23 protein-coding genes are annotated in these 19831 nt (G+C 41.6%); 7 read left to right on the top strand and 16 right to left on the bottom strand.

Translation table 11 applies throughout. The annotated features are described in order from the left end of the window. Nucleotides 1-68: 68 nt before the first annotated feature. Nucleotides 69-266, top strand: a complete 198-nt coding sequence (locus tag AL038_RS15160) for a hypothetical protein (protein ID WP_062154216.1) — start codon at nucleotides 69-71, stop codon at nucleotides 264-266. 1 nt (nucleotide 267) lies between these two features. Beyond that, nucleotides 268-1116, top strand: a complete 849-nt coding sequence (locus AL038_RS15155) for a PD-(D/E)XK nuclease family transposase (RefSeq protein WP_062154214.1) — start codon at nucleotides 268-270, stop codon at nucleotides 1114-1116. A gap of 129 nt (nucleotides 1117-1245) precedes the next feature. Here AL038_RS15155 and hisH read toward each other — a convergent pair whose 3' ends face one another. From hisH to thrC, 3 genes are all read right to left on the bottom strand, one after another. Next, on the bottom strand, nucleotides 1246-1887 hold the full coding sequence (gene hisH / locus AL038_RS15150) for an imidazole glycerol phosphate synthase subunit HisH (RefSeq protein ID WP_062154212.1): 642 nt from the start codon (nucleotides 1885-1887) through the stop codon (nucleotides 1246-1248). Further along, entirely contained in the window at nucleotides 1888-2481 is a 594-nt protein-coding gene (gene hisB / locus AL038_RS15145; protein ID WP_062154210.1) for an imidazoleglycerol-phosphate dehydratase HisB, read from the bottom strand. Between the two features lie 116 nt (nucleotides 2482-2597). Continuing rightward, complete coding sequence (gene thrC, locus AL038_RS15140) at nucleotides 2598-3731, bottom strand: threonine synthase (protein WP_062154208.1); 1134 nt, start codon at nucleotides 3729-3731, stop codon at nucleotides 2598-2600. A gap of 357 nt (nucleotides 3732-4088) precedes the next feature. On the opposite strand from thrC, the gene AL038_RS15135 reads away from it, so the two are divergent. Then, nucleotides 4089-4397: a hypothetical protein gene (locus AL038_RS15135; protein ID WP_062154206.1), complete on the top strand. Its 309-nt coding sequence runs from the start codon at nucleotides 4089-4091 to the stop codon at nucleotides 4395-4397. 95 nt (nucleotides 4398-4492) lie between these two features. Here AL038_RS15135 and AL038_RS15130 read toward each other — a convergent pair whose 3' ends face one another. The 3 genes from AL038_RS15130 to AL038_RS15120 all read right to left on the bottom strand — a co-directional run bounded on the left by AL038_RS15130 (nucleotide 4493) and on the right by AL038_RS15120 (nucleotide 8092). Then, nucleotides 4493-5608: an Rpn family recombination-promoting nuclease/putative transposase gene (locus AL038_RS15130; RefSeq protein WP_066246151.1), complete on the bottom strand. Its 1116-nt coding sequence runs from the start codon at nucleotides 5606-5608 to the stop codon at nucleotides 4493-4495. Nucleotides 5609-5771: 163 nt separating this feature from the next. Beyond that, nucleotides 5772-6413 carry a high frequency lysogenization protein HflD gene (hflD, locus tag AL038_RS15125; protein ID WP_062154204.1) on the bottom strand — a complete coding sequence of 214 codons (642 nt, stop codon included), beginning with the start codon at nucleotides 6411-6413 and terminating at the stop codon, nucleotides 5772-5774. A 104-nt stretch (nucleotides 6414-6517) separates the two neighbouring features. Continuing rightward, the gene (locus AL038_RS15120) at nucleotides 6518-8092 is read right to left on the bottom strand and encodes an Hsp70 family protein (protein WP_062154203.1); all 1575 of its coding nucleotides are present in this window, start codon (nucleotides 8090-8092) and stop codon (nucleotides 6518-6520) included. Nucleotides 8093-8327: 235 nt separating this feature from the next. Between AL038_RS15120 and AL038_RS15115 the strand changes: the two genes are divergently transcribed. The 3 genes from AL038_RS15115 to AL038_RS15105 all read left to right on the top strand — a co-directional run bounded on the left by AL038_RS15115 (nucleotide 8328) and on the right by AL038_RS15105 (nucleotide 10768). Then, entirely contained in the window at nucleotides 8328-8744 is a 417-nt protein-coding gene (locus AL038_RS15115) for a rubrerythrin family protein (protein ID WP_062154200.1), read from the top strand. A gap of 71 nt (nucleotides 8745-8815) precedes the next feature. Next, nucleotides 8816-10174 carry a heterodisulfide reductase-related iron-sulfur binding cluster gene (locus AL038_RS15110; protein WP_062154198.1) on the top strand — a complete coding sequence of 453 codons (1359 nt, stop codon included), beginning with the start codon at nucleotides 8816-8818 and terminating at the stop codon, nucleotides 10172-10174. 9 nt (nucleotides 10175-10183) lie between these two features. Continuing rightward, entirely contained in the window at nucleotides 10184-10768 is a 585-nt protein-coding gene (locus tag AL038_RS15105; protein ID WP_062154196.1) for a DUF3501 family protein, read from the top strand. Nucleotides 10769-10963: 195 nt separating this feature from the next. Here AL038_RS15105 and mltG read toward each other — a convergent pair whose 3' ends face one another. The 10 genes from mltG to AL038_RS15055 all read right to left on the bottom strand — a co-directional run bounded on the left by mltG (nucleotide 10964) and on the right by AL038_RS15055 (nucleotide 19134). Next, entirely contained in the window at nucleotides 10964-12061 is a 1098-nt protein-coding gene (gene mltG, locus AL038_RS15100; protein WP_066246150.1) for an endolytic transglycosylase MltG, read from the bottom strand. Continuing rightward, the gene (pabC, locus tag AL038_RS15095) at nucleotides 12039-12872 is read right to left on the bottom strand and encodes an aminodeoxychorismate lyase (RefSeq protein ID WP_062154194.1); all 834 of its coding nucleotides are present in this window, start codon (nucleotides 12870-12872) and stop codon (nucleotides 12039-12041) included. Before pabC ends, mltG begins: the two co-directional genes overlap by 23 nt. A 24-nt stretch (nucleotides 12873-12896) precedes the next feature. Next, complete coding sequence (gene fabF / locus AL038_RS15090) at nucleotides 12897-14141, bottom strand: beta-ketoacyl-ACP synthase II (protein ID WP_062154192.1); 1245 nt, start codon at nucleotides 14139-14141, stop codon at nucleotides 12897-12899. Between the two features lie 67 nt (nucleotides 14142-14208). After that, nucleotides 14209-14445: an acyl carrier protein gene (gene acpP, locus AL038_RS15085; protein ID WP_062154190.1), complete on the bottom strand. Its 237-nt coding sequence runs from the start codon at nucleotides 14443-14445 to the stop codon at nucleotides 14209-14211. 214 nt (nucleotides 14446-14659) lie between these two features. Beyond that, entirely contained in the window at nucleotides 14660-15400 is a 741-nt protein-coding gene (fabG, locus tag AL038_RS15080) for a 3-oxoacyl-ACP reductase FabG (RefSeq protein ID WP_062154188.1), read from the bottom strand. Continuing rightward, complete coding sequence (fabD, locus tag AL038_RS15075; RefSeq protein WP_062154186.1) at nucleotides 15400-16341, bottom strand: ACP S-malonyltransferase; 942 nt, start codon at nucleotides 16339-16341, stop codon at nucleotides 15400-15402. The genes fabG and fabD overlap by 1 nt, the downstream gene beginning before the upstream one ends. 82 nt (nucleotides 16342-16423) lie before the next feature. Continuing rightward, nucleotides 16424-17386, bottom strand: coding sequence for a beta-ketoacyl-ACP synthase III (locus tag AL038_RS15070; protein ID WP_062154184.1), 963 nt, complete (start codon nucleotides 17384-17386; stop codon nucleotides 16424-16426). After that, complete coding sequence (gene plsX, locus AL038_RS15065; protein WP_083991544.1) at nucleotides 17383-18414, bottom strand: phosphate acyltransferase PlsX; 1032 nt, start codon at nucleotides 18412-18414, stop codon at nucleotides 17383-17385. Before plsX ends, AL038_RS15070 begins: the two co-directional genes overlap by 4 nt. A 3-nt stretch (nucleotides 18415-18417) precedes the next feature. Next, nucleotides 18418-18597: a 50S ribosomal protein L32 gene (gene rpmF, locus AL038_RS15060; RefSeq protein ID WP_062154182.1), complete on the bottom strand. Its 180-nt coding sequence runs from the start codon at nucleotides 18595-18597 to the stop codon at nucleotides 18418-18420. Between the two features lie 21 nt (nucleotides 18598-18618). Then, nucleotides 18619-19134, bottom strand: a complete 516-nt coding sequence (locus AL038_RS15055) for a YceD family protein (protein ID WP_062154180.1) — start codon at nucleotides 19132-19134, stop codon at nucleotides 18619-18621. Between the two features lie 74 nt (nucleotides 19135-19208). Between AL038_RS15055 and AL038_RS15050 the strand changes: the two genes are divergently transcribed. Then, nucleotides 19209-19814: a Maf family protein gene (locus AL038_RS15050; protein WP_062154179.1), complete on the top strand. Its 606-nt coding sequence runs from the start codon at nucleotides 19209-19211 to the stop codon at nucleotides 19812-19814. Nucleotides 19815-19831 lie beyond the last annotated feature (17 nt).

Raw genomic sequence — 19831 nt, 5'->3', positions numbered from 1 at the left:
TTTATAGTACTGTTGCTATAGACCCTACGTTATTATCACAAATCAAAGATGAAGCCGCTTGGGAAGATGTGAAACGCGAAGAACGCAAAGAAGGCTTTGAAGCGGGTGTGCAACTGGGGTTGCAGGAAGGTGAGAAACGTGGTGAAAAACAAGGAGAACGACGCAAGGCACTTGAAACCGCTCAAAAGATGTTATCAGATGGAATCCCCCTAGAAACTGTCTTGAAATACACAGGATTGAGCGAAACAGATTTAAAGGAATCTTAAAATGATAGACGTGGCCCCCTTAAAGTTTGGTGTTGTCTTTAAACACGCTTTCAGTCAAGTCACAGTTTTTAAGAGCTTTGTGAAAGACGTGATAGATATAGACATCAACATCGATAAAGTTCACACCGAGTATGAATATCCCACTCAAATTGGTTTTGTGAAAAGTAAATATGATTTATTCGCTGAAGATATAGAAAAACGCATTATTGTAGAAATTCAGCATATTAAAGAAGAAGACTTTTTTGATAGATTTCTCTATTACCACTTAATCAGTTTAGTTGAACAAATTGGGACTTATCAGAAATATCAGTTTGAAAAAACCGTTTATACCATAGTGGTTTTAACCAGTCTCCCACGGGATAAAAGTGTGCAATTTAGTTGTGCTGTCAGTGATATGAGTCCGATTGATGAGCATGGGAAAAAGCATAATATCTATCCACATCGTTTAATTTTCCTCTGCCCGCGTTTAGTGAATGAGGATACACCCGTGAATGTCAAAACGTGGTTAGAATTGATTGAAGATTCTTTAGATGGAAAGTTAGAGGAAGATAAATTCACGGCGCAGAAATTTAAAGACATCCTCAATGCCATTCATCAACAAAGAATAGACCCTACGTTATTAGCACAAATCAAAGATGAAGCCGCTTGGGAAGATGTGAAACGTGAAGAACGTAAAGAGGGTTTTGAAGCGGGTGTGCAACTGGGGTTGCAGGAAGGTGTTCAACAAGGAGAACGACGCAAGGCACTTGAAACTGCTCAAAAGATGTTATCAGATGGAATCTCCCTAGAAACTGTCTTGAGATACACAGGCTTAAACCATACAGACTTAGAGGACAAACCCCATGATTAAAGTCGTGCCGTTAAAATTAGGCGTTGTTCTAACACAAGTATGGCAAATATTTTGGCGGGGCAAATAACTAACTTAGCATTACCCGTCCCGCCTTATCCACATTAAACGTAGATACAAATAAACGTTTATCTATAATGCTAAAAAATTCTTTAACAGTTGCAAACCTGTGTGTTGACTTTTTTCAGGGTGAAACTGTACTGCACATAAGTTGTTATGCGCTATTGCACTGGTAAAGGTAATACTGCCATAAGTCGTTGCGCCTGTCGTTACCATCGGCTCGGTTGGTTCAACGTAATAGCTATGAACAAAGTAAAAACGGCTGTTATCAGGGATGTTTGCCCATAAAGGATGGTCAGTGACTTGTTTTACTTGGTTCCAGCCCATGTGTGGGACTTTTTGCCGTTCGCCCGTGAGCGGGTCTAATAATGGCTCTGGAAAGTGTTTCACTGTGCCTGCAATTGCGTCAAAACCGTCAACACCACCATTTTCTTCACTATGTGTTAGTAGCGTTTGTAAGCCTAAACAGAGTCCTAGAAAGGGTTTTTCTTGTAAAGCGCGACGAATAATATCACTTAATCCCGTCTTGTTCAGTAACGCCATACAGTTACCAATTGCTCCTTGTCCCGGAAATACGATTTTATCCGCATGAAAAATGGTATCTGCCTCATTACTAACGATGATGTTCCAGTCGCGCTCTGCAACATGGGTAAATGCTTGATTCACAGAGCGTAAGTTACTCATCCCATAGTCAAGGATTACAACAGTTTTCATTTATAGCGTTCCTTTGGTAGAGGGAATAATATTTTGCATTCGAGCATCGCGTTCAATGGCCATGCGTAATGCTCGCCCAAAGGCTTTAAATACGGTTTCGATAATATGGTGTGCATTTCGTCCACGTAAATTATCGATATGTAAGGTAATCAAAGCGTGATTTACAAAACCTTGAAAGAATTCGCGGAATAATTCGACATCAAAATCACCGAGCTTGTCACGGGGAAATTCGACAAAATAATCCATATATGGGCGACCTGAGCAGTCAATTACTACGCGCGATAAGGCTTCATCCAAAGGAACATAGGCATGTCCATAACGGTAAATGCCTTTTTTATTGCCCAATGCTTGCGCGAATGCTTGTCCTAGCGTAATGCCGACATCTTCGACGGTATGATGTGCATCGATATGTAAGTCACCTTTTGCCTTAATTTCTAAGTCGATTAAGCCATGTCTAGCGATTTGGTCAATCATGTGTTCTAAAAACGGTACGCCGATGGAAAGTTGACTTTTACCTGTTCCGTCTAAGTTTAATGAAACGGATACTTGCGTTTCTAAGGTGTCACGGTTGACAGTCGCGCAACGATTGGACATTTTGGGATTACTCGGGTTTTAAAAAAATAATGCCTGTATCAGGATTTTTAGGATTACTAAAGTGTGTTTAATAGTCTGTTGATTTTGAAAATCCTGATTCAGACGGTTTTTATACGTTATTTTGCCATGTTATCTAAAATCGCTGCTTTTACTTCGTTGAGTTCAGCTTTGACTTTTAATAATTGGGCAGTACTTTGTTTGATGGCCGTGTCGGGGTCTTTCAAGCCGTGTCCTGTCAGTGTGCAGACAATGGTGCTACCTTCAGGAATTTTACCGCTTTGAATATCACGCACCGCGCCCGCGATAGAAATAGCAGAAGCGGGTTCGCAGAAAATTCCTTCTTTTTCCGCTAATAATTTTTGGGCGATTAAAATATCGTCATCACTAAATTCATCAAACCAACCATTAGATTCACGCACCGCTGCCCATGCTTGATTATAGCTTTGTGGGTGTCCAATACGAATTGCGGTTGCGATGGTTTCAGGATGGTCAACCATGTGTCCACGTAAAAAGGGCGCGGCACCACTGGCTTGATAACCAACCATGCGTGGACGTTTTACTGTAAGACCTGTTGCAAAACGACAATGTCCTTCACAAAATGCACAGGCTTCAGTGACGTTTTCAGGACAAGTTGCGGCGGATTCAGAATAGCCTATCCAATGAGCAGAAATGTTGCCTGCATTGCCAACGGGTAAGCAGTGGAAATCTGGCGCACGTCCAAGGGCTTCAATAATTTCAAAAGCGGCGGTTTTTTGCCCTTGTAGGCGGAATGGATTGATAGAATTAACAATTGTTACGGGTGCGTGGTCAGCAATTTCTTTGACTAATTGCATCCCTGCGTCGAAATTGCCTTGAATTTGAATGATAACTGAGCCATGCATCATCGCTTGCGCGAGTTTGCCCTGTGCAATTTTACCTTCAGGTATCAAGACGAAAGCAGTAATTCCTGCTCGAGCGGCATAGGCTGCAGCAGACGCACTGGTATTGCCCGTTGAGGCGCAGATAATCGCTTTACTGCCCGCTTCAACGGCTTTAGTAACAGCCATTGTCATACCACGGTCTTTGAATGACCCTGTTGGGTTTAAGCCTTCGTATTTCACATAAATATCTACCGATTTTTTTAATTGGCGCGGAAGATTTGCTAAACGAATCAGCGGGGTATTTCCTTCACTTAAACTAATAATTGGTGTGTCATCATGAACGGGTAAGCGGTCACGATATTTGTCAATCAAACCAGTATAACGGGGCATTCGACAACCTCTATAACGCAAAATAAGGGAATAAATATAGTTTATTTTACCAAGTCGACAAGCTATTTGCTGTTAGTTTTCTCATCGGATGATTTTTAAATGGCGTTAATAGCACTAAAGACAACATTTCGGTAGAATTTGGTTGTTAAAGATGTAGGATAAGGATAAGTCATTTTCTTGATAATAGATTGTCTGAGTTATAATTTTTAGGATTAATAGCGTTTTCAGTGTAATCATTTTTATATCTGTCAATGTTGAAAATCCTGACTTAGATTAATGATCATATTTATCCTTTTATCTTTGGCATTACTAAAAATCTTAAGCTGACTCAGCATAAACTATAGAGAACCTTGATAAATGTCAGATAAATCACAGGGCCTTAAAAAAGATGGTCGTAGGGCTTATGAGCATACGTTAAAAATTCAATTGGTGGATGAGCGGGCAGGACAAGAGCCATTAGTGCAAGTTATTGGACGTGGCAGTCGTTCAGAGGTGGCAACGCGCTTGAGTATTCCGCTGACGGCAGAACAGTATGAACGCTTGCAGCAAATGGTACTGGGAAATTTAGCTATTGCCGTTCCTCTTTTATTAATGCGGGCGTTGGATGAGTTAGAGCGGGAAAATAAGACATTAAAAATTTCGGTACGACGGATGCGGGAAGAATAAAGAAATGTTGTGTTTTATCGTTAGTTAAAGTAGGGCGTATAACTATATTGCTATTTATTCCCTACTTTTCTGACAAGAGGATGAATAATAAATAATCAATGTGTTGATGAATGAAGCAGTTGTTGAAAAGTTATCAGGGAGTCTGTCACAACGGATTCTTGTGTTAAATGTTCTAATTGGGTTATTTCATTAATTGCATTAAGGGTTTGTTGCAAAACGGGGGAAACTTCACCAAATCGCATCGTTAAAACGGCGATGATGGCATTTCTCATTCCTTCGGTTTTACCTTGTTGAATACCTTCCACTATACCTTTTTGAATTCCCTGTTGAATTCCCTGCTGAACTCCCTGTTGGATTCCCTGTTGGATTCCCTGTTGGATTCCCTGTTGGATTCCCTGCTGGATTCCTTGTTGGATTCCCTGCTGAATTCCCTTTTGAATGCCTTGTTGGATTCCATCCTCGTACCATGATGCTACGCGTTCTGCCAACATAACTTTTATCTCCTGTAAATCTACAAGTTTTGGTAATTCGGTATCTGGTAAGTGATGAGGTAAATACACCCGATTTAACCATGTCGCAAAGGTTTTTCTTATCCCTAGTTGCTCAGGTTCTTTCAGCCATTGGAGTAAGGCTTCTAACACTTTTACGACTTCTTCTTTATCTTGTGCTTTTTCTATGCGAAATAAAGCGGCAACAAGATTGTGTAGGCTAGACAATTCCGTCGTGTTGTATGCCCCTTCGTCTATTAGTAAATAGTGTAGTTGCGGTTGATAATTTTGTAAGGGGGAAGGTTCTATTAGTTCATGCACATCTAACGGTGCTTTCCAACGGTATTGTCCATTGTAAAGGACGATGGGTAAAACTGGCGGAAGTTTGTCAGTAATTAAGTTAGCCTTTATCAAGTCTTGATAGAGCAAGCCAATATAGACCATGAAGCGCACTGCCATGTAAGTATCTATACTAGATTGAAATTCGAGCAGAATATAAACGTAAAGCCATTTTTTTTGCCAACGAATCCGCCAAATAACATCATTATCACGACTGCGTAGGTCGTCGCTGGTGAATTGTCCGCTGACTTTTTCTAGTGTGTTGAAGTCCAGTTCTTGCACCCATGTTTCATGAACAAAGCCTTGTAGGAGGTCTTTGACCATTTCGGGATGGGAGAAAAACAGCTTATAACTTTGGTCATGGTCTGGTGAGAATTTTTTCATTAATATTCAAGCTACTATTTTATGGCAACCCGTAGATAAAACGGAAAATATAAACAGCGCGTCATACCACTTAAGTAATTATCTGAATCAAGACTAACAGAGTAATTCATATTTTTAACTCCGCTAAGTCTGAAAATTCTGTTAATGCTGATTCAAGTTGTTTTTAACCAAACTGTTCCATTTTCCGAATGCGTTCCAAACTGTCTTTAGCAAATTGAAGAATCTTTTTGCGCGAAAATAAGAGTTGCCAACGATTACCGCCTTTTTGTCGCCATAACACGGCTGAACGGATACCTGATAAAAGTAATGAGCGAATTTTATTGGCATTTAAAGGGTTTTCTAAATGGCGTTGTTCACCAGAAACTTGAATACGATGTTGAAATGTACTGATAGTTTCGGAATATAAATTAGCTAATAATGCGACTACTTCAGGGTCTGTTGTGTGTGACGTTTCCGCAAGTCGTTGTGCTTGTTGTACACCTTGTTGCACTGTCTGTAACATTTCTTGTTTTTTGATAAGTTTACGCTCTAAAAACAAGATACCTAAGACATAACGCATTAACTCACGGTCATTAACACGGCTTTGACTGCCTAATTGTGCAACTAATATTTGTAATCCAAGTTTTACCCCTTGTAATCCACCATAAACGTCTTCTGTAGAAGAGGCATCGATTTTTAAGACGCTTTTAATACTGCTATCAAATGCGCTGTGTTCGACTATGCCTTTGCGAGCAACTTGGCGCACTAATTCGGCTGATTGAAAAATTCCTGCGAGGGCAAGGGTTGTATCTGCGACGTTCATCATTATTCGAAAAGTTGACCTGATGCTAAAAAAATTTAAGAGAGAATAGGGCGTGTCAAATTAGGATAACCCGATTTTACAGCGATATATCCATTTATCTGTATATTTTATGTCGTTGTTTCTACAATATGCAAACCGCCCATTTTTTCTGCCAAATTACCTAAAGGAGTAATTTTTTCTACACCTGATTTATCAATAATATGTAAGGTAAATAGTGTATTTTCATCTACCGCAAAACCAACACGCCATTGATTTTGAGGGTGCGGGTTGGGGATAAAATCGCGTAATTTGCCTTGTAAATTGATATAACGGCGTTTTTCACCAATATCTAAAAAAAGTTGTAATGATAAGTTATTTAAAGCTTGTTCACTCATCACGGCCAACCAATGCTGAAAAAAAGTAGGTTGTTGATACTGGCTTAAGGGTGTGCCTTTATTGAGTAATAATATGTCAGTATCGACTAGAAACTGGTTTTTAGCCCGAATTCCTACATTAATAGGGCATAACAAATCTAATTGAAAGGCATTTGTTGCTAATAACGCTGCTCCTTTGGCAATTGCTAGCGCAGTGTCCGTCAAATCAAAATAGGCGGTAAATCGTACATCAGCATCGGTTTTTGAGTGAAAAAAGTCGCGCACTGCACGACGAACTAGGTAAAAATTAGAAAATCCACCCACCATGAGAATATGAAATTGTTCCGCATTTTCAGTATCAATTGCATATTTTTTCAAAAAAATATCCATTGCCGACAAAGATTTTTGTAATTCAGGCAATAATAATCTATCAAAAACATTAACTAAATCTTGTGTTTCTATGGTTATTTCCTCTATTTCAAAAAGTTTTTTATTCGTAACGGGATTACGGCGATATTGTTCTAGCAAACGATTTAATTTGTCTGTTTGGGCAATTTTTTGTTCCTCAAAGGCTTTTTGTAATTTATACCGTCGTCGTGGGTTTTCTATGGATTCACCATTTTTCTGTAAGAGGTGTTCAATAACGGCTTCATCAAACGCAACGCCTGCTATGCCTAAATGTTTTTCTGCATGTCCACAACCTGTTCCTTCCAAAACTTTAATAGTATTTTCTCCTAGTAATGAAAGGCTTAAATCCAGTGTACCACCACCATAATCACAAACTAAAACATGCCCTTGATAGGCATAACCTTGTTTTAATTTAAATTGATGCGCGAAATAAACGGAAGCCGCAACAGGTTCACTCACCAAACGTGCTTGTGGAAAACCAAGTTGTAATAAAATGTTTTTTAAGGTTTCACGGGCAGCATGTTGTCCTTCGCGTACCCAAATTTCTGGTACGGTAACGACTAAATTTTCTATGTCGTGGATGCCTGTTTCTTGGTAAAAACGAGCTAATAAATATTCAATGTATTGGCGCGCAATATCGGCGGGGCTATGGTGTTCGTAACCACGAGCAGCCAAGAGAGCACTGTCTGTTTCAGCCAATAACATTTTGAAATGACTATAAACCCAATAGTCATCATCTCCTTGATTTAAACGCGCTGCTTGTCCGATGTCTATGGTGTTATCCAATTTTTCTATAGATAACACTGAGGGAATATAAGGGCTTGCAGATGCGCCCCCCAAAGCAAACGGTTGAATTTTTCCATCTACTTGATAACTCAAAATACTCGTTGTTGTTCCAAAATCTAAACCGATTGCAGACATGATGTATCCTTCCTACTATTTTGATAAGAACCACTCAATAAACCATTTAAATTTAATGAATTATTAGCTACAAGACTGATATTTATTCTTTGTCTATGAGGGATAACTCGAAAATAATCGTTTTTTTTAACATAAGTCTATTGAGAAAAAAAATGAAGACTATATGATAGGCAGTGTGTAATTTAGACTAAGTCTAAAAATACACACTATCACTCTACATTAGGAGAAATACATCATGCAACTTAAAGGCAGTCAAACAGAAGACAACCTCAAAGCGGCGTTTGCAGGCGAATCACAAGCAAATCGTCGTTATTTATATTTTGCAAACAAAGCAGATATTGAAGGCTTTAACGATATATCTGCCGTTTTCCGCTCTACTGCTGAAGGCGAAACAGGACACGCACACGGTCATTTAGAATATTTAGAACACGGCTGTGGTGACCCTGCAACAGGACTTCCAATTGGGGACACGAAACTTAATCTCCAAGCCGCGATTGCAGGGGAAACTCACGAATATACCGATATGTATCCCGGTATGTCCAAAGCTGCACGCACTGAAGGATTTGAGGAAATTGCAGATTGGTTTGAAACCTTAGCCAAAGCAGAACGTTCTCATGCGAATCGCTTCCAGAAAGCCTTAGATAGTATGTAAATGAGTGTTGCGTGACGAGTTTAATCAACTTGTCACGCCCTTTTTTCCCTTTGCACACAGCGAGAAAAATCATGTCTGCCGACCCAAAACGCGAAGGCTACAAAAAAGAAGGTAGCTTAGAAGCCCCCACTCGTCACACACTTGACTGGCAAAACCCAGACTTTTATAACGAACAATCATTACTAACAGAATTAGAAAGGGTTTTTGATATTTGCCATGGCTGTCGTCGTTGTTTCAAGCTGTGTCATTCATTTCCAACCTTGTTTGATTTAATCGATGAGTCTGAATCTTTAGAACTAGATAGTGTTGCTAAATCAGATTATTGGAAAGTTGTTGACCATTGTTATTTATGCGATATGTGTTATATGACGATGTGTCCTTATGTGCCACCCCACGAATGGAATATTGATTTTCCACATCTAATGCTCCGCGCTAAAGCCGTAAAATTTAAAAAAGGGGATGTAAAACTCCGCGATAAGCTACTGACATCTACAGATTTAGTTGGCAGCATTGCAGGAATTCCCGTTGTTGCAGGCATTGTGAATACCGTAAATAGCATCAAACCGTTGCGACAAGTTGCGGAAAAGGTTGCGGGGATTCATGCCGATGCAATTTTACCGAAATTTCATAGTGATAACTTACGTAAACGAGACAAGAACTTACATCAAGTTAATTTAACGCCAACCCCAACCGCAAACACTCGCGGTAAGGTCGCGTTATTTGTGACCTGTTATGGCAATCGTAATGCGCCTGACATGAATGAGGCACTAATTAAAGTGTTTGAACATAATGGAATTCCTGTCAAAATTACCGAAAAAGAGCGGTGTTGTGGAATGCCAAAAATGGAGTTAGGGGATTTAGAAGCAGTAAAAGCCTCAAAAACGTTTAATATCCCCATTTTATGCAAACTTATTGATGATGGTTACGATATTGTTACACCCATTCCTTCCTGTACATTAATGTTTAAACAGGAATTACCGTTAATGTTTCCTGATGATGTGGATGTACAAAAAGTAAAAAATGCAATGTATGACCCATTTGAATACTTGATGTTACGTCATAAAGAGGGTGCATTAAAGACGGATTTTAAACAATCATTGGGAAAAGTCGCTTATCACGTCCCTTGTCATCTACGGGTGCAGAATATTGGTTTAAAAACCCGTGATTTATTGAAACTAGTTCCCAACACAACGGTGGAAACCATCGAACGTTGTTCAGGACATGATGGAACGTATGCGGTCAAAGCGGAAACTCATGTGATTTCTATGAAAATCGGTAAGCCTGTCGTGACGCAAGTCGCAAATGCCAAGCCTGATTATTTTAGTAGCGATTGTCCGATGGCGGGCGACCAAATTCATAACGGATTGCAAACTGAGCAAGAGCCGACTCATCCAATGATATTGATGCGTAAGGCTTATGGCATAGAGTGAGGTTTGAGAATGAAAAAATTATGTCGAGACGATTTATTTTCTTTAGAGAAATATGCGGCGGTTCGCCCGCAGTTTCGCACAGAAGTAATGGTGCATAAAAAACAGCGACAAGTGGCATTAGGTGAACATGTAACACTTTTTTTTGAAGACCGTTTGACGATTCAGTATCAAATTCAGGAAATGCTCCGTGCTGAACGAATTTATGAGGCAGAGGGAATTGATGCGGAGTTAAGTGCATATAATCCTTTGATTCCAGATGGAACAAATTGGAAAGCCACGTTGATGTTGGAATATACGGATGTAGAAGAACGGAAACGCGCCTTAATGCAGTTAAAAGGTATTCAAGAAAAAATTTGGGTACAAGTTGCAGGGCAAACAAAGATTTATCCTATCGCAAACGAAGATATGGAAAGGGAAAATCAAGAAAAAACGGCAGCAGTGCATTTTTTACGCTTTGAATTGGATATGGAAAGCCAACTTGCGGTGAAAGCAGGAAAAGCCATTGCAATGGGTGTTGACCATGTGGCGTATCAAGCCAGTATTAACCCAATTGCAGAAACAACACGGATGGCGTTAGTCGTGGATTTGCAGTGAAATAAATATTAAAACATCTGTAAAAACAGATTACCTTCTAATCACGCGGGTCTGAATCATAATTACCAGACATAAAAATCGGGCAGTTTTGGTGATATTGAAAATCCTGATTCTGACAGTTTTTAAACAGTTTTTAAAACGGATACCATTGCTTGAAACGGTGGTATCCGTGCTGTGTTTGGGGTTATTAAATGTTTAATTATCTGAACGACATGCATTACAACTAGGATATTGTCCGCACCACTGTTTATATTTGGTGAGGGCTTTGCCTTTTAGTTGGTATTGAATCACGGCACAACTATGTTCAGTTTGTGACGCAGAAAAGTAGTGGCTGCCATCCCCTTTTGCCACAAAATATAAACTATCACCTTCTGCTGGATTAACAACGGCTTGTATTGCTGCTTTACCCGGTAAGGCTATGGGTGTTGGCGGTAAGCCTGCGTAGCGGTAGGTATTATAGGGGCTGTCAATCTCTAAATCTTTGCTCCGAATATTGCCATCATAACTAACGCCAAGCGCGTAAATAACGGTAGGGTCGGTTTGTAAACGCATCCCTTTTTGTAGGCGACGAATAAATACGCCTGCAATTTCAGGGCGTTCGTATGTTACACCTGTTTCTTTTTCAACAATGGATGCAAGAATAAGAACTTCATACGCATTTTTGAAAGGTAAATTCGTTGTACGACTTTGCCATGCAGTTTGCAGTGTGGTTTCCATTGTTTGATAGGCGCGTTGAAGAAAGGCTATATCTGTTGTATTTGCAGGAAAGCTATAGGTATCTGGATAAAAAAGTCCTTCGGGATTTTGTTCTGACGGCAAGCCTAATGCTTGCATAATTTCTTTATTATCAATAGATTTTAGGGTATGTTTGATTTTTGGATGTGCATGTACAGCGTTAATGAGTTCTCGAAAATTCACGCCTTCGGGAATGGTCAGGCTGTATTGAATAGTTTTGCCTGACATGAAAATATCGAGTAGGCCCTGTGGCGTAGTTCCTACTGGAATGGCATATTCTCCAGCTTTGATAAGTTGGGCTTTTTTCTCAAAACGTGCGGCATAAACCCATACAAATGCAGTCAATTTGTCTAATTTACCTTGTTGGCTTAAATCGTCAGCAATGGCATTTAAACTGGTACCGCTGGGTATTGTGTATTGCCAATCTTGACTGGCAGAAAGTGGTGCATTGAGTTGATAGGTATAGAACCAATAAGCTCCCCCTCCGATAACAAGGGTTAGGCAAAGGGTAAAAATGAAAATAAGGCGTATTGTTTTACGTAGGAAAGAATTCAGCATCGTTTACAATCCACTGTTGCTGTCGAAGATGGTGTCGAATGGTTTGGCTAACCGTTCCTACCGAATAGCGTTGGTTGTTAAGTTGCTGAACTGTCCATAGTCCTATCACGCTATTTGTGAGTAACAGTTCATCAGCAGTCAGGCAATCTTGCAGGTTGTAGTGTCCAATGGTCACTGTAAAACCTAATTGCGGAGCAAGGGTTAGGATGGCGCGTCGCATAACCCCTGCAATCCCTGCTTGGGTCACGTCAGGGGTATATATATTTTTCCCTTTGACAATAAATAGATTTGTCATTGTGCCTTCAATAATATTGTCGGCAGTATCTAGCATTAAACCTTCGGCAATGTCTGTATTATCCCATTCTTGACGTGCTAGGACTTGTTCTAAACGATTTAGATGTTTTAGTCCTGCTAATAGGGGTTGACATGCAAGACGGGTTGTACACACACGAACCTTTACCCCTCTCTCGGTGTAATGTGGCGGATACGCTGGGTAAGGATAAGATAAAAATAAGCAGTGGGGAGTTGCTGGCTGGGGGGGGCGATAGCCACGTCCACCGACACCACGTGTTATGAGGAGTTTTAAAATGCTACGGGGTGTATCAGGTAAGGATTGATGGGCTTGTTGATAAAGTTTGGGTAAGTCGGGGGGCGGAAAACCTAGGCGTTGGCAACCCTCTATAAGTCGCTCACCATGCCATGTCCAGCATAAAAGCTGTTTATGTTGTACGGCATAGGTTTCAAATAAGCCATCACCATAATGTAGCCCTCGATCATAAACCGATAAGGATAACATATTATTTTCGGTCATGATTGAGGGTGTCCCGCATAACTTTTATGTAAGGCGTTTAAAAATCAAACTGCCGTTTGTACCACCAAATCCAAAGGAATTGGATAAGGCAACATCAATTTGCATCGGCTTTGCTTGATGAGGAACGTAATCTAGTCCTGCACATTCAGGGTCAAGTGTGAAAAGATTAATCGTCGGTGGTGCAACTTGGTCACGAATACTTAAAATGCTATAAATAGCTTCAATGCCTCCAGCAGCACCCAGCAAATGTCCTGTCATGGATTTTGTTGAGCTAACCGCAAGGTTTTTAGCATGATCAGCAAAGGTTGTCCTGATGGCGATTGATTCAATTTTGTCACCAGCAGGGGTAGATGTACCATGCGCATTAATATAGTCAACATCTTCAATATTTAACTGTGCATCTCGTAAAGCATTGCGCATACAAGCACGTGCACCATCACCACTTTCTGATGGTAAAGTCATATGGTAAGCATCGCCACTCATGCCTGAACCAACCAACTCAGCATACATCGTTGCACCGCGCCGTTTTGCGTGTTCATATTCTTCTAAAACGACCACGCCAGCCCCATCGCTGAGTACAAATCCATCACGGTCAACATCCCACGGACGGCTTGCTGTTTCGGGAGAGTCGTTACGGGTAGAAAGCGCACGTGCTGCCGCAAATCCGCCTAATCCCATCGGACAACTAGACATTTCTGCCCCACCTGCAATCATGACATCGGCATCACCATATTGAATCAAGCGAGCCGCTCCACCAATATTGTGCGTTCCTGTAGAACAAGCGGTCACGATGGCGTAGTTAGGTCCTTTGATGCCCAGCATAATAGCGAGATTACCCGCTACCATATTGATGATATTACTGGGTACGAAGAAGGGAGAAATTTTTCTTGCGCCCCCCGTCATATAAGAGGTATGCCCCTTTTCAATACCAGGTAAACCACCAATACCTGAACCAATTGCAACACCTATGCGTTCTGCATTTTCTTCAGTGATTTCTAAGCCCGCATCTTTGATGGCTTGAATACCCGCAGCGATGCCGTAATGGATAAAAGTATCCATTTTTTTGGCTTCTTTCGCTGATATGTAGTGGGTAACGTCAAATCCTTTGACTGTCCCTGCAAATCGACAAGGGAAAGTGGACACATCAAAACCAGTAACTGTGGAAATACCACTTTTACCCGCTAAGATGTTATCCCAGTTTTCTTTGACGTTTAAACCAACGGGCGAAACCGCACCTAAACCTGTTACGACAACACGTCTTTTTGTCACTATTACCGTTCCTGAATAAAGTGATGTAGCCGATAAAAGCATCGGCTACCAACTGTGAAGCAAGCTATTACTGTAAGTTTTTACTAATATAATCGATTGCTTGTTGCACAGTTGTAATTTTTTCCGCTTCATCGTCGGGAATTTCACAGCCAAATTCTTCTTCCAACGCCATGACTAATTCCACATTGTCAAGAGAATCTGCGCCTAAGTCGTCAACGAAAGAGGAGTTGTTTTTAACTTCATCTTCTTTGACACCCAATTGCTCAATAACGATTTTCTTGACACGTTCCTCAACGGTACTCATAACAAGTTATCCTCCGGGATAAATTAAAGGGCAGACGGGGGTCTGCTGTCACTAGGGATGTAAAACAAGTTGTTTCGCCTCAAGACCACATTGTTAGCAGTATGAGGATGACATACAAAAATAACGTACATATCAACTTTTAATCAAAAAATTAATATTTTATGTACGTTAATACAAATACTTTTATATAAAATTTAGAGATGTAATAGGCTCTCTATGCCATGTACATACCACCATTGACGTGTAACGTTTCGCCTGTGATATAAGCAGCACTGGGTGAGGCAAGGAAAGCAACAGCGGCAGCAATGTCTTCTACACTGCCCATACGGGCTAGAGGAATTTGCTGAATAAGGAAATTCCGTTGTTCATCCGTTAGTTTACGTGTCATATCTGTTTCGATAAAACCCGGTGCAACGGCATTAACCGTGATTCCACGACTGCCTACTTCTTTTGCCAGCGACTTGGTAAAACCAATCACACCCGCTTTTGCTGCTGAATAGTTTGCCTGTCCTGCATTTCCTGTCAAGCCTACAACGGAGGTAAGGGTGATAATTCTACCGCGTTTCGCTTTTAACATGCTACGAATACAGGCTTTTGCCAACCGATAAACGGAGGTGAGATTGGTATTAATCACGCCATCCCAATCAGCATCATCCATTCGCATCAGTAAGGCATCGCGGGTGATAGCCGCGTTATTGACTAAAATGCTGGGCATCGTTTTAGCGAGTGCATCCATCAACGTATTAATGGAATCAGCACTGCCAACGTCTAACACCATTCCTTTTCCTATAATACCTTGTTCAGTAAGATATTGTTCAATACTAGCTGCCCCTTCAGCACTGGTCGCAGTGCCAATAATTTGCGCACCTGCTTGACCCAATGTAAGGGCAATTGCTTTACCAATACCACGACTTGCGCCTGTTACTAATGCGATTTCACCTGTTAATGCCGCCATCATTCTTGCTCCACCCGTTGTAGGGCTTGTTCTAAACTGTTGAGGTCATAAATGGGGAGTGATTGCAGGTCTTTTGCGATGCGTTTGGTTAGACCCGCTAATACTTTACCCGGTCCCCCTTCAAATAGGGTTGTGACACCTTGTTCTACCATATACTGCACGGTTTCTGTCCAACGGACGGGGCTGTAAATTTGGCTGACAAGTGCTTGACGAATATTTATTGCGTCAGCATGTGTTGCAACATCAACATTATGAATAACAGGAATGGTTGGAGGAGATATGGTGACTTGTGCAAGTTGTTCTGCCATTTTTTCGGCGGCAGGTCGCATTAAATCGCAATGAACGGGTACACTGACAGGTAGAAGAATTGCTTTTTTCGCACCTGCGGTTTTTGCTAATGCAATGGCGCGTTCTACCGCTGCTTTTTCACCTGCAACAACAACTTGCCCCGGTGCATTAAAATTAACAGCGGCTACAATTTGTCCTTGTGCAGCTTGTTTGCAGGCTTCAATCAATGCTTCATCATCTAGTCCTAAAACAGCAGCAACCGCGCCTGAGTTTGGTGCGACAGCATCCCGCATAAATCGTCCTCGCGCTTGCGCAAGGAGAACTGCATCAGGATAGCTAATAGCTTCTGCGCAAGTGAGCGCGCTATATTCGCCAAAACTGTGTCCTGCCATATAAATAGGCTTGCTTTGTGTTTGTGATGACCACACACGCCACACAGACACTCCTGCGGCAAGCATTGCTGGCTGGGTTTTGTCGGTTTGATTCAGGCTTTCTTCAGGTCCAGCTTGTGTAAGTTGCCATAAGTCGTAGCCTAATTGTTCTGAGGCTTCGGCAAATGTTTGTTTGACAATAGGATAGGTATTGGCAAGCTCCGCCAACATGCCAACCGCTTGTGAACCTTGTCCGGGAAATACAAAAGCGTATTTTGTCATGGGTAATGTTTGACGTAACTAATTAATTGAGTTAGAGATATTTTTAGTACTAAATTCGGGTGGAGTGTCGTTTAGTTGGTTATTAGTAACGAACTAACACAGCTCCCCATGTAAAACCACCACCGATGCCTTCTAATAACAAGGTTTGCCCCCGTTGAATACGTCCATCACGTACCGCTGTATCGAGCGCAAGTGGAATGGAGGCGGCAGAGGTGTTTCCGTGTTCTGGCACGGTAACAATTACTTGTTCCATCGGCATTTTTAGCTTTTTAGCCGTCGCACTAATGATGCGGATATTGGCTTGATGCGGTACTAACCAGTCGATATCTTTTGCTTGTAATTGGTTGGCTTGTAATGCTTCATCCACAACTTCACTAAGCACTTTTACCGCAAATTTAAAAACTTCAGTACCTTGCATTGTTGTAAACCCGTCACCGCCGCGTATTTTACCTTGTTCTACTCGTCCAGGTACATGGAGATAGTCTTTATAGCTACCATCCGCATGAAGATGGGTAGATAAAATACCTGCTTGTTCGCTGGCTTCTAAAACAACCGCGCCTGCACCATCACCAAATAAAACGCAAGTATTGCGGTCTTGCCAATTAAGAATACGGGAATAGGTTTCAGCACCAACGACTAAAACACGTTTCGCACTGCCTGATTTTATGAATTTATCAGCAATGCTCAGTGCGTAGATAAAACCACTACAAACCGCTTGAACATCAAAAGCAGCGGCAGTGTGGTTGCCTAGACGCGCTTGAAGTAAACAGGCAGTGCTTGGATAGATGCAATCGGGGGTAGTTGTCCCCAGAATGATTAAATCTATGTCCGACGGTGAGCAGTTGGCTACGGCTAAAGCGCGGCGCGCCGCGTGTTCTGCCATATCACAAGTGCCTTCGCCATCTGCTACGATATGCCGTTGATGAATCCCTGTGCGTTCGATAATCCACTCGTCACTGGTATCAACAACTTTTGCTAAATCGGCATTCGTCACTACCCGAGCAGGTAAGTAACTACCTGTGCCAGCAATCCGAGAATAAATCAACCGACGTGCCTTCTTTCGCTAAGTAATTCGGCTAGTTGACTACTGATTTGTGCGGGTACGTTTTTACGCACTTCGACAACCGCTTCTTTTATTGCGCAACCAAAGGAAAATACATCCGCACTGCCATGACTTTTGACCACGATGCCACGCAGACCTAATAAACTTGCACCGTTATAGCGACGCGGATCAATTTTTTCACGCAGTTTACGCAAAACAGGTAAAGCGATGAGTCCAACTAGTCGTGTGAATAGGTTTTTGTTAAAACTTTGTTTGACGTAGTGGCTTATCATTTTTGCTACGCCTTCGGTTGTTTTTAAGGAGACATTACCAACAAATCCGTCGCAAACCACAACATCCACCGTGCCTTTAAATATATCATCACCTTCTACAAATCCTATGTAGTTTATGATATTACTTTCAGAGAGTAGGCGTGCTGCTTCTTTGACTTTTTCGTTACCCTTGATTTCTTCTTGACCAATATTAAGTAAGCCAACTCGCGGATTAGTCAAATTACCAACGGCACTGGTCAGGACTGATCCCATAACAGCAAACTCGAATAAATGCTCTGGTGTTGAATCCACATTAGCACCTAAATCAAGCACGTGTACAGGGTAGCCTTGTGTTGTTGGTAGTGCTGCAATAATCGCTGGTCTATCAATTCCCGGTAAGGTTTTGAGAACATAACGCGCCATTGCCATTAATGCCCCCGTATTCCCTGCACTTACACAGGCATCTGCTCGCCCTTCTTTCACAAGATTGATGGCAACGCGCATGGATGAATCTTTTTTATTGCGCAGAGTCGATGAGGGAATTTCATCCATTGCCACGACTTGTGAGGCATGAACAATAGACAACCGTTGTAGGATGGATGGTGGTTGTTGTCCGATCGCTTTCTCAAGTACTGCCTCATCTCCTACGAGCAGGAGATGCACATCCTCAATTTCTTTAAGGACATTGATGGCGGCAGGAATGATCACGGACACGCCATGATCGCCACTCATCGCGTCTAGCGCAATGCGAGGTGTCAAGCGTTACTCGTCCTTGCTAGGGAGAACTTGCCGTCCTCTGTAATAACCATCAGGACTGATATGATGACGGCGGTGAGTTTCGCCTGTTGTTGGTTCAATTGATAAAGTAGGCTTGGTTAATGCGTCATGCGCACGGCGCATATCGCGTTTGGATGAGGTTTTACGAGTTTGTTGAACAGCCATAGTAAATTCCTAACAGGTTAGTCAATTAGCTTTTTTTAAAACACCTAACACGGCAAAAGGATTGCTGGGGGTATTAGGTTCAGTTATCGGTGTTGAATCTGGCAATATGTAGTCATTTTGGGGACAATGCTCGTGATAGGTCACTAGGGGCATTGCTAAAACTAATTCGTCTTCAATCAGTTCAGGTAAAGATACGGGTGTTTTATCTAAAATGAGTGTTTCAAATGTTTCAGGAACATCTTCTTCATCTTGCTCGCTATTCAAAATCATTAGTGTAACAGGGACATCAAGTTCAACAATCATCGGTTGTAAGCACCGTTGACAGGTCATTACAAGTGTTGTTTTTAACGTTCCTTGTATGATAGGTCGTGATTGTTCATCTTTGGTGAATGTCCACGCTATCGCAACATCGCCTTGCACTTCGCACAAGCTGTCATGTATGCGCGTCATCCGTGCAAGTGGCACTTGTCCACACAATGTTATGCCTTGTTGGGCAAGTCGGATAGGTTCAATGAGTTCTGGCAGGTCTTTCAACATAAGCGCGTAATGATATAATCAAGAATTTTTCCTGTCAATCTAATTAACTGTTGGCATTCTTGCCTTTCGCTATCATGACTCATTCTTTTTCTGCTTTACAGGGTTATACGCTGGTTTTAGCATCAACATCGCCCTTCCGTAAAAACCTATTAACACGCTTAGGTTTACCTTTTGAAACGGTCGCACCCAATGTTGATGAAACCCCACTGGTCAATGAAACCCCAGAGGCGTTAGTCAAACGGCTGTCGATTTTGAAAGCACAAGCTGTACAAGCATTATATGCTAACGCACTTATTATAGGTTCTGATCAAGTCGCTATTTTAGACGGGCAAATTATTGGCAAACCACATACGCATGATAATGCGGTACAACAGTTATCTAAGGCAAGTGGTAACACTGTCAGTTTTTTGACGGGTTTGTGTTTGTTAAATACAGCAACTACGCAGTATCAGGTGGAAATTGTACCTTTTACCGTTGTTTTTCGGGCATTAACAACCGCACAAATAGAGAATTATCTTCAGTTAGAGCAGCCTTATCATTGTGCAGGGAGCTTTCGTTCAGAAAGTTTGGGCATTACTTTAATGGAGGCAATGCGCGGTGATGACCCTAATGCGTTGGTCGGTTTGCCGCTTATGCGGCTGATTCGTTTATTAGAAAACGAGGGGGTGCGGTTAATTTAACCGCAACTATTTCCTTG

Source organism: Beggiatoa leptomitoformis (assembly GCF_001305575.3).
Lineage (GTDB): Bacteria > Pseudomonadota > Gammaproteobacteria > Beggiatoales > Beggiatoaceae > Beggiatoa > Beggiatoa leptomitoformis.
The sequence above is the reverse complement of the archived record's forward strand: the minus strand, read 5'-3'. Positions and strand labels throughout refer to the sequence as shown.

Excerpts from the sequence above, each read along its gene's own strand:
- AL038_RS15155 (WP_062154214.1), top strand. The coding sequence starts at position 268 with ATGATAGACGTGGCCCCCTTAAAGTTTGGTGTTGTCTTTAAACACGCT.
- hisH (WP_062154212.1), bottom strand. The coding sequence starts at position 1,887 with ATGAAAACTGTTGTAATCCTTGACTATGGGATGAGTAACTTACGCTCT.
- hisB (WP_062154210.1), bottom strand. The coding sequence starts at position 2,481 with ATGTCCAATCGTTGCGCGACTGTCAACCGTGACACCTTAGAAACGCAA.
- thrC (WP_062154208.1), bottom strand. The coding sequence starts at position 3,731 with ATGCCCCGTTATACTGGTTTGATTGACAAATATCGTGACCGCTTACCC.
- AL038_RS15135 (WP_062154206.1), top strand. The coding sequence starts at position 4,089 with ATGTCAGATAAATCACAGGGCCTTAAAAAAGATGGTCGTAGGGCTTAT.
- AL038_RS15130 (WP_066246151.1), bottom strand. The coding sequence starts at position 5,608 with ATGAAAAAATTCTCACCAGACCATGACCAAAGTTATAAGCTGTTTTTC.
- hflD (WP_062154204.1), bottom strand. The coding sequence starts at position 6,413 with ATGATGAACGTCGCAGATACAACCCTTGCCCTCGCAGGAATTTTTCAA.
- AL038_RS15120 (WP_062154203.1), bottom strand. The coding sequence starts at position 8,092 with ATGTCTGCAATCGGTTTAGATTTTGGAACAACAACGAGTATTTTGAGT.
- AL038_RS15115 (WP_062154200.1), top strand. The coding sequence starts at position 8,328 with ATGCAACTTAAAGGCAGTCAAACAGAAGACAACCTCAAAGCGGCGTTT.
- AL038_RS15110 (WP_062154198.1), top strand. The coding sequence starts at position 8,816 with ATGTCTGCCGACCCAAAACGCGAAGGCTACAAAAAAGAAGGTAGCTTA.
- AL038_RS15105 (WP_062154196.1), top strand. The coding sequence starts at position 10,184 with ATGAAAAAATTATGTCGAGACGATTTATTTTCTTTAGAGAAATATGCG.
- mltG (WP_066246150.1), bottom strand. The coding sequence starts at position 12,061 with ATGCTGAATTCTTTCCTACGTAAAACAATACGCCTTATTTTCATTTTT.
- pabC (WP_062154194.1), bottom strand. The coding sequence starts at position 12,872 with ATGACCGAAAATAATATGTTATCCTTATCGGTTTATGATCGAGGGCTA.
- acpP (WP_062154190.1), bottom strand. The coding sequence starts at position 14,445 with ATGAGTACCGTTGAGGAACGTGTCAAGAAAATCGTTATTGAGCAATTG.
- fabG (WP_062154188.1), bottom strand. The coding sequence starts at position 15,400 with ATGGCGGCATTAACAGGTGAAATCGCATTAGTAACAGGCGCAAGTCGT.
- fabD (WP_062154186.1), bottom strand. The coding sequence starts at position 16,341 with ATGACAAAATACGCTTTTGTATTTCCCGGACAAGGTTCACAAGCGGTT.
- rpmF (WP_062154182.1), bottom strand. The coding sequence starts at position 18,597 with ATGGCTGTTCAACAAACTCGTAAAACCTCATCCAAACGCGATATGCGC.
- AL038_RS15055 (WP_062154180.1), bottom strand. The coding sequence starts at position 19,134 with ATGTTGAAAGACCTGCCAGAACTCATTGAACCTATCCGACTTGCCCAA.
- AL038_RS15050 (WP_062154179.1), top strand. The coding sequence starts at position 19,209 with ATGACTCATTCTTTTTCTGCTTTACAGGGTTATACGCTGGTTTTAGCA.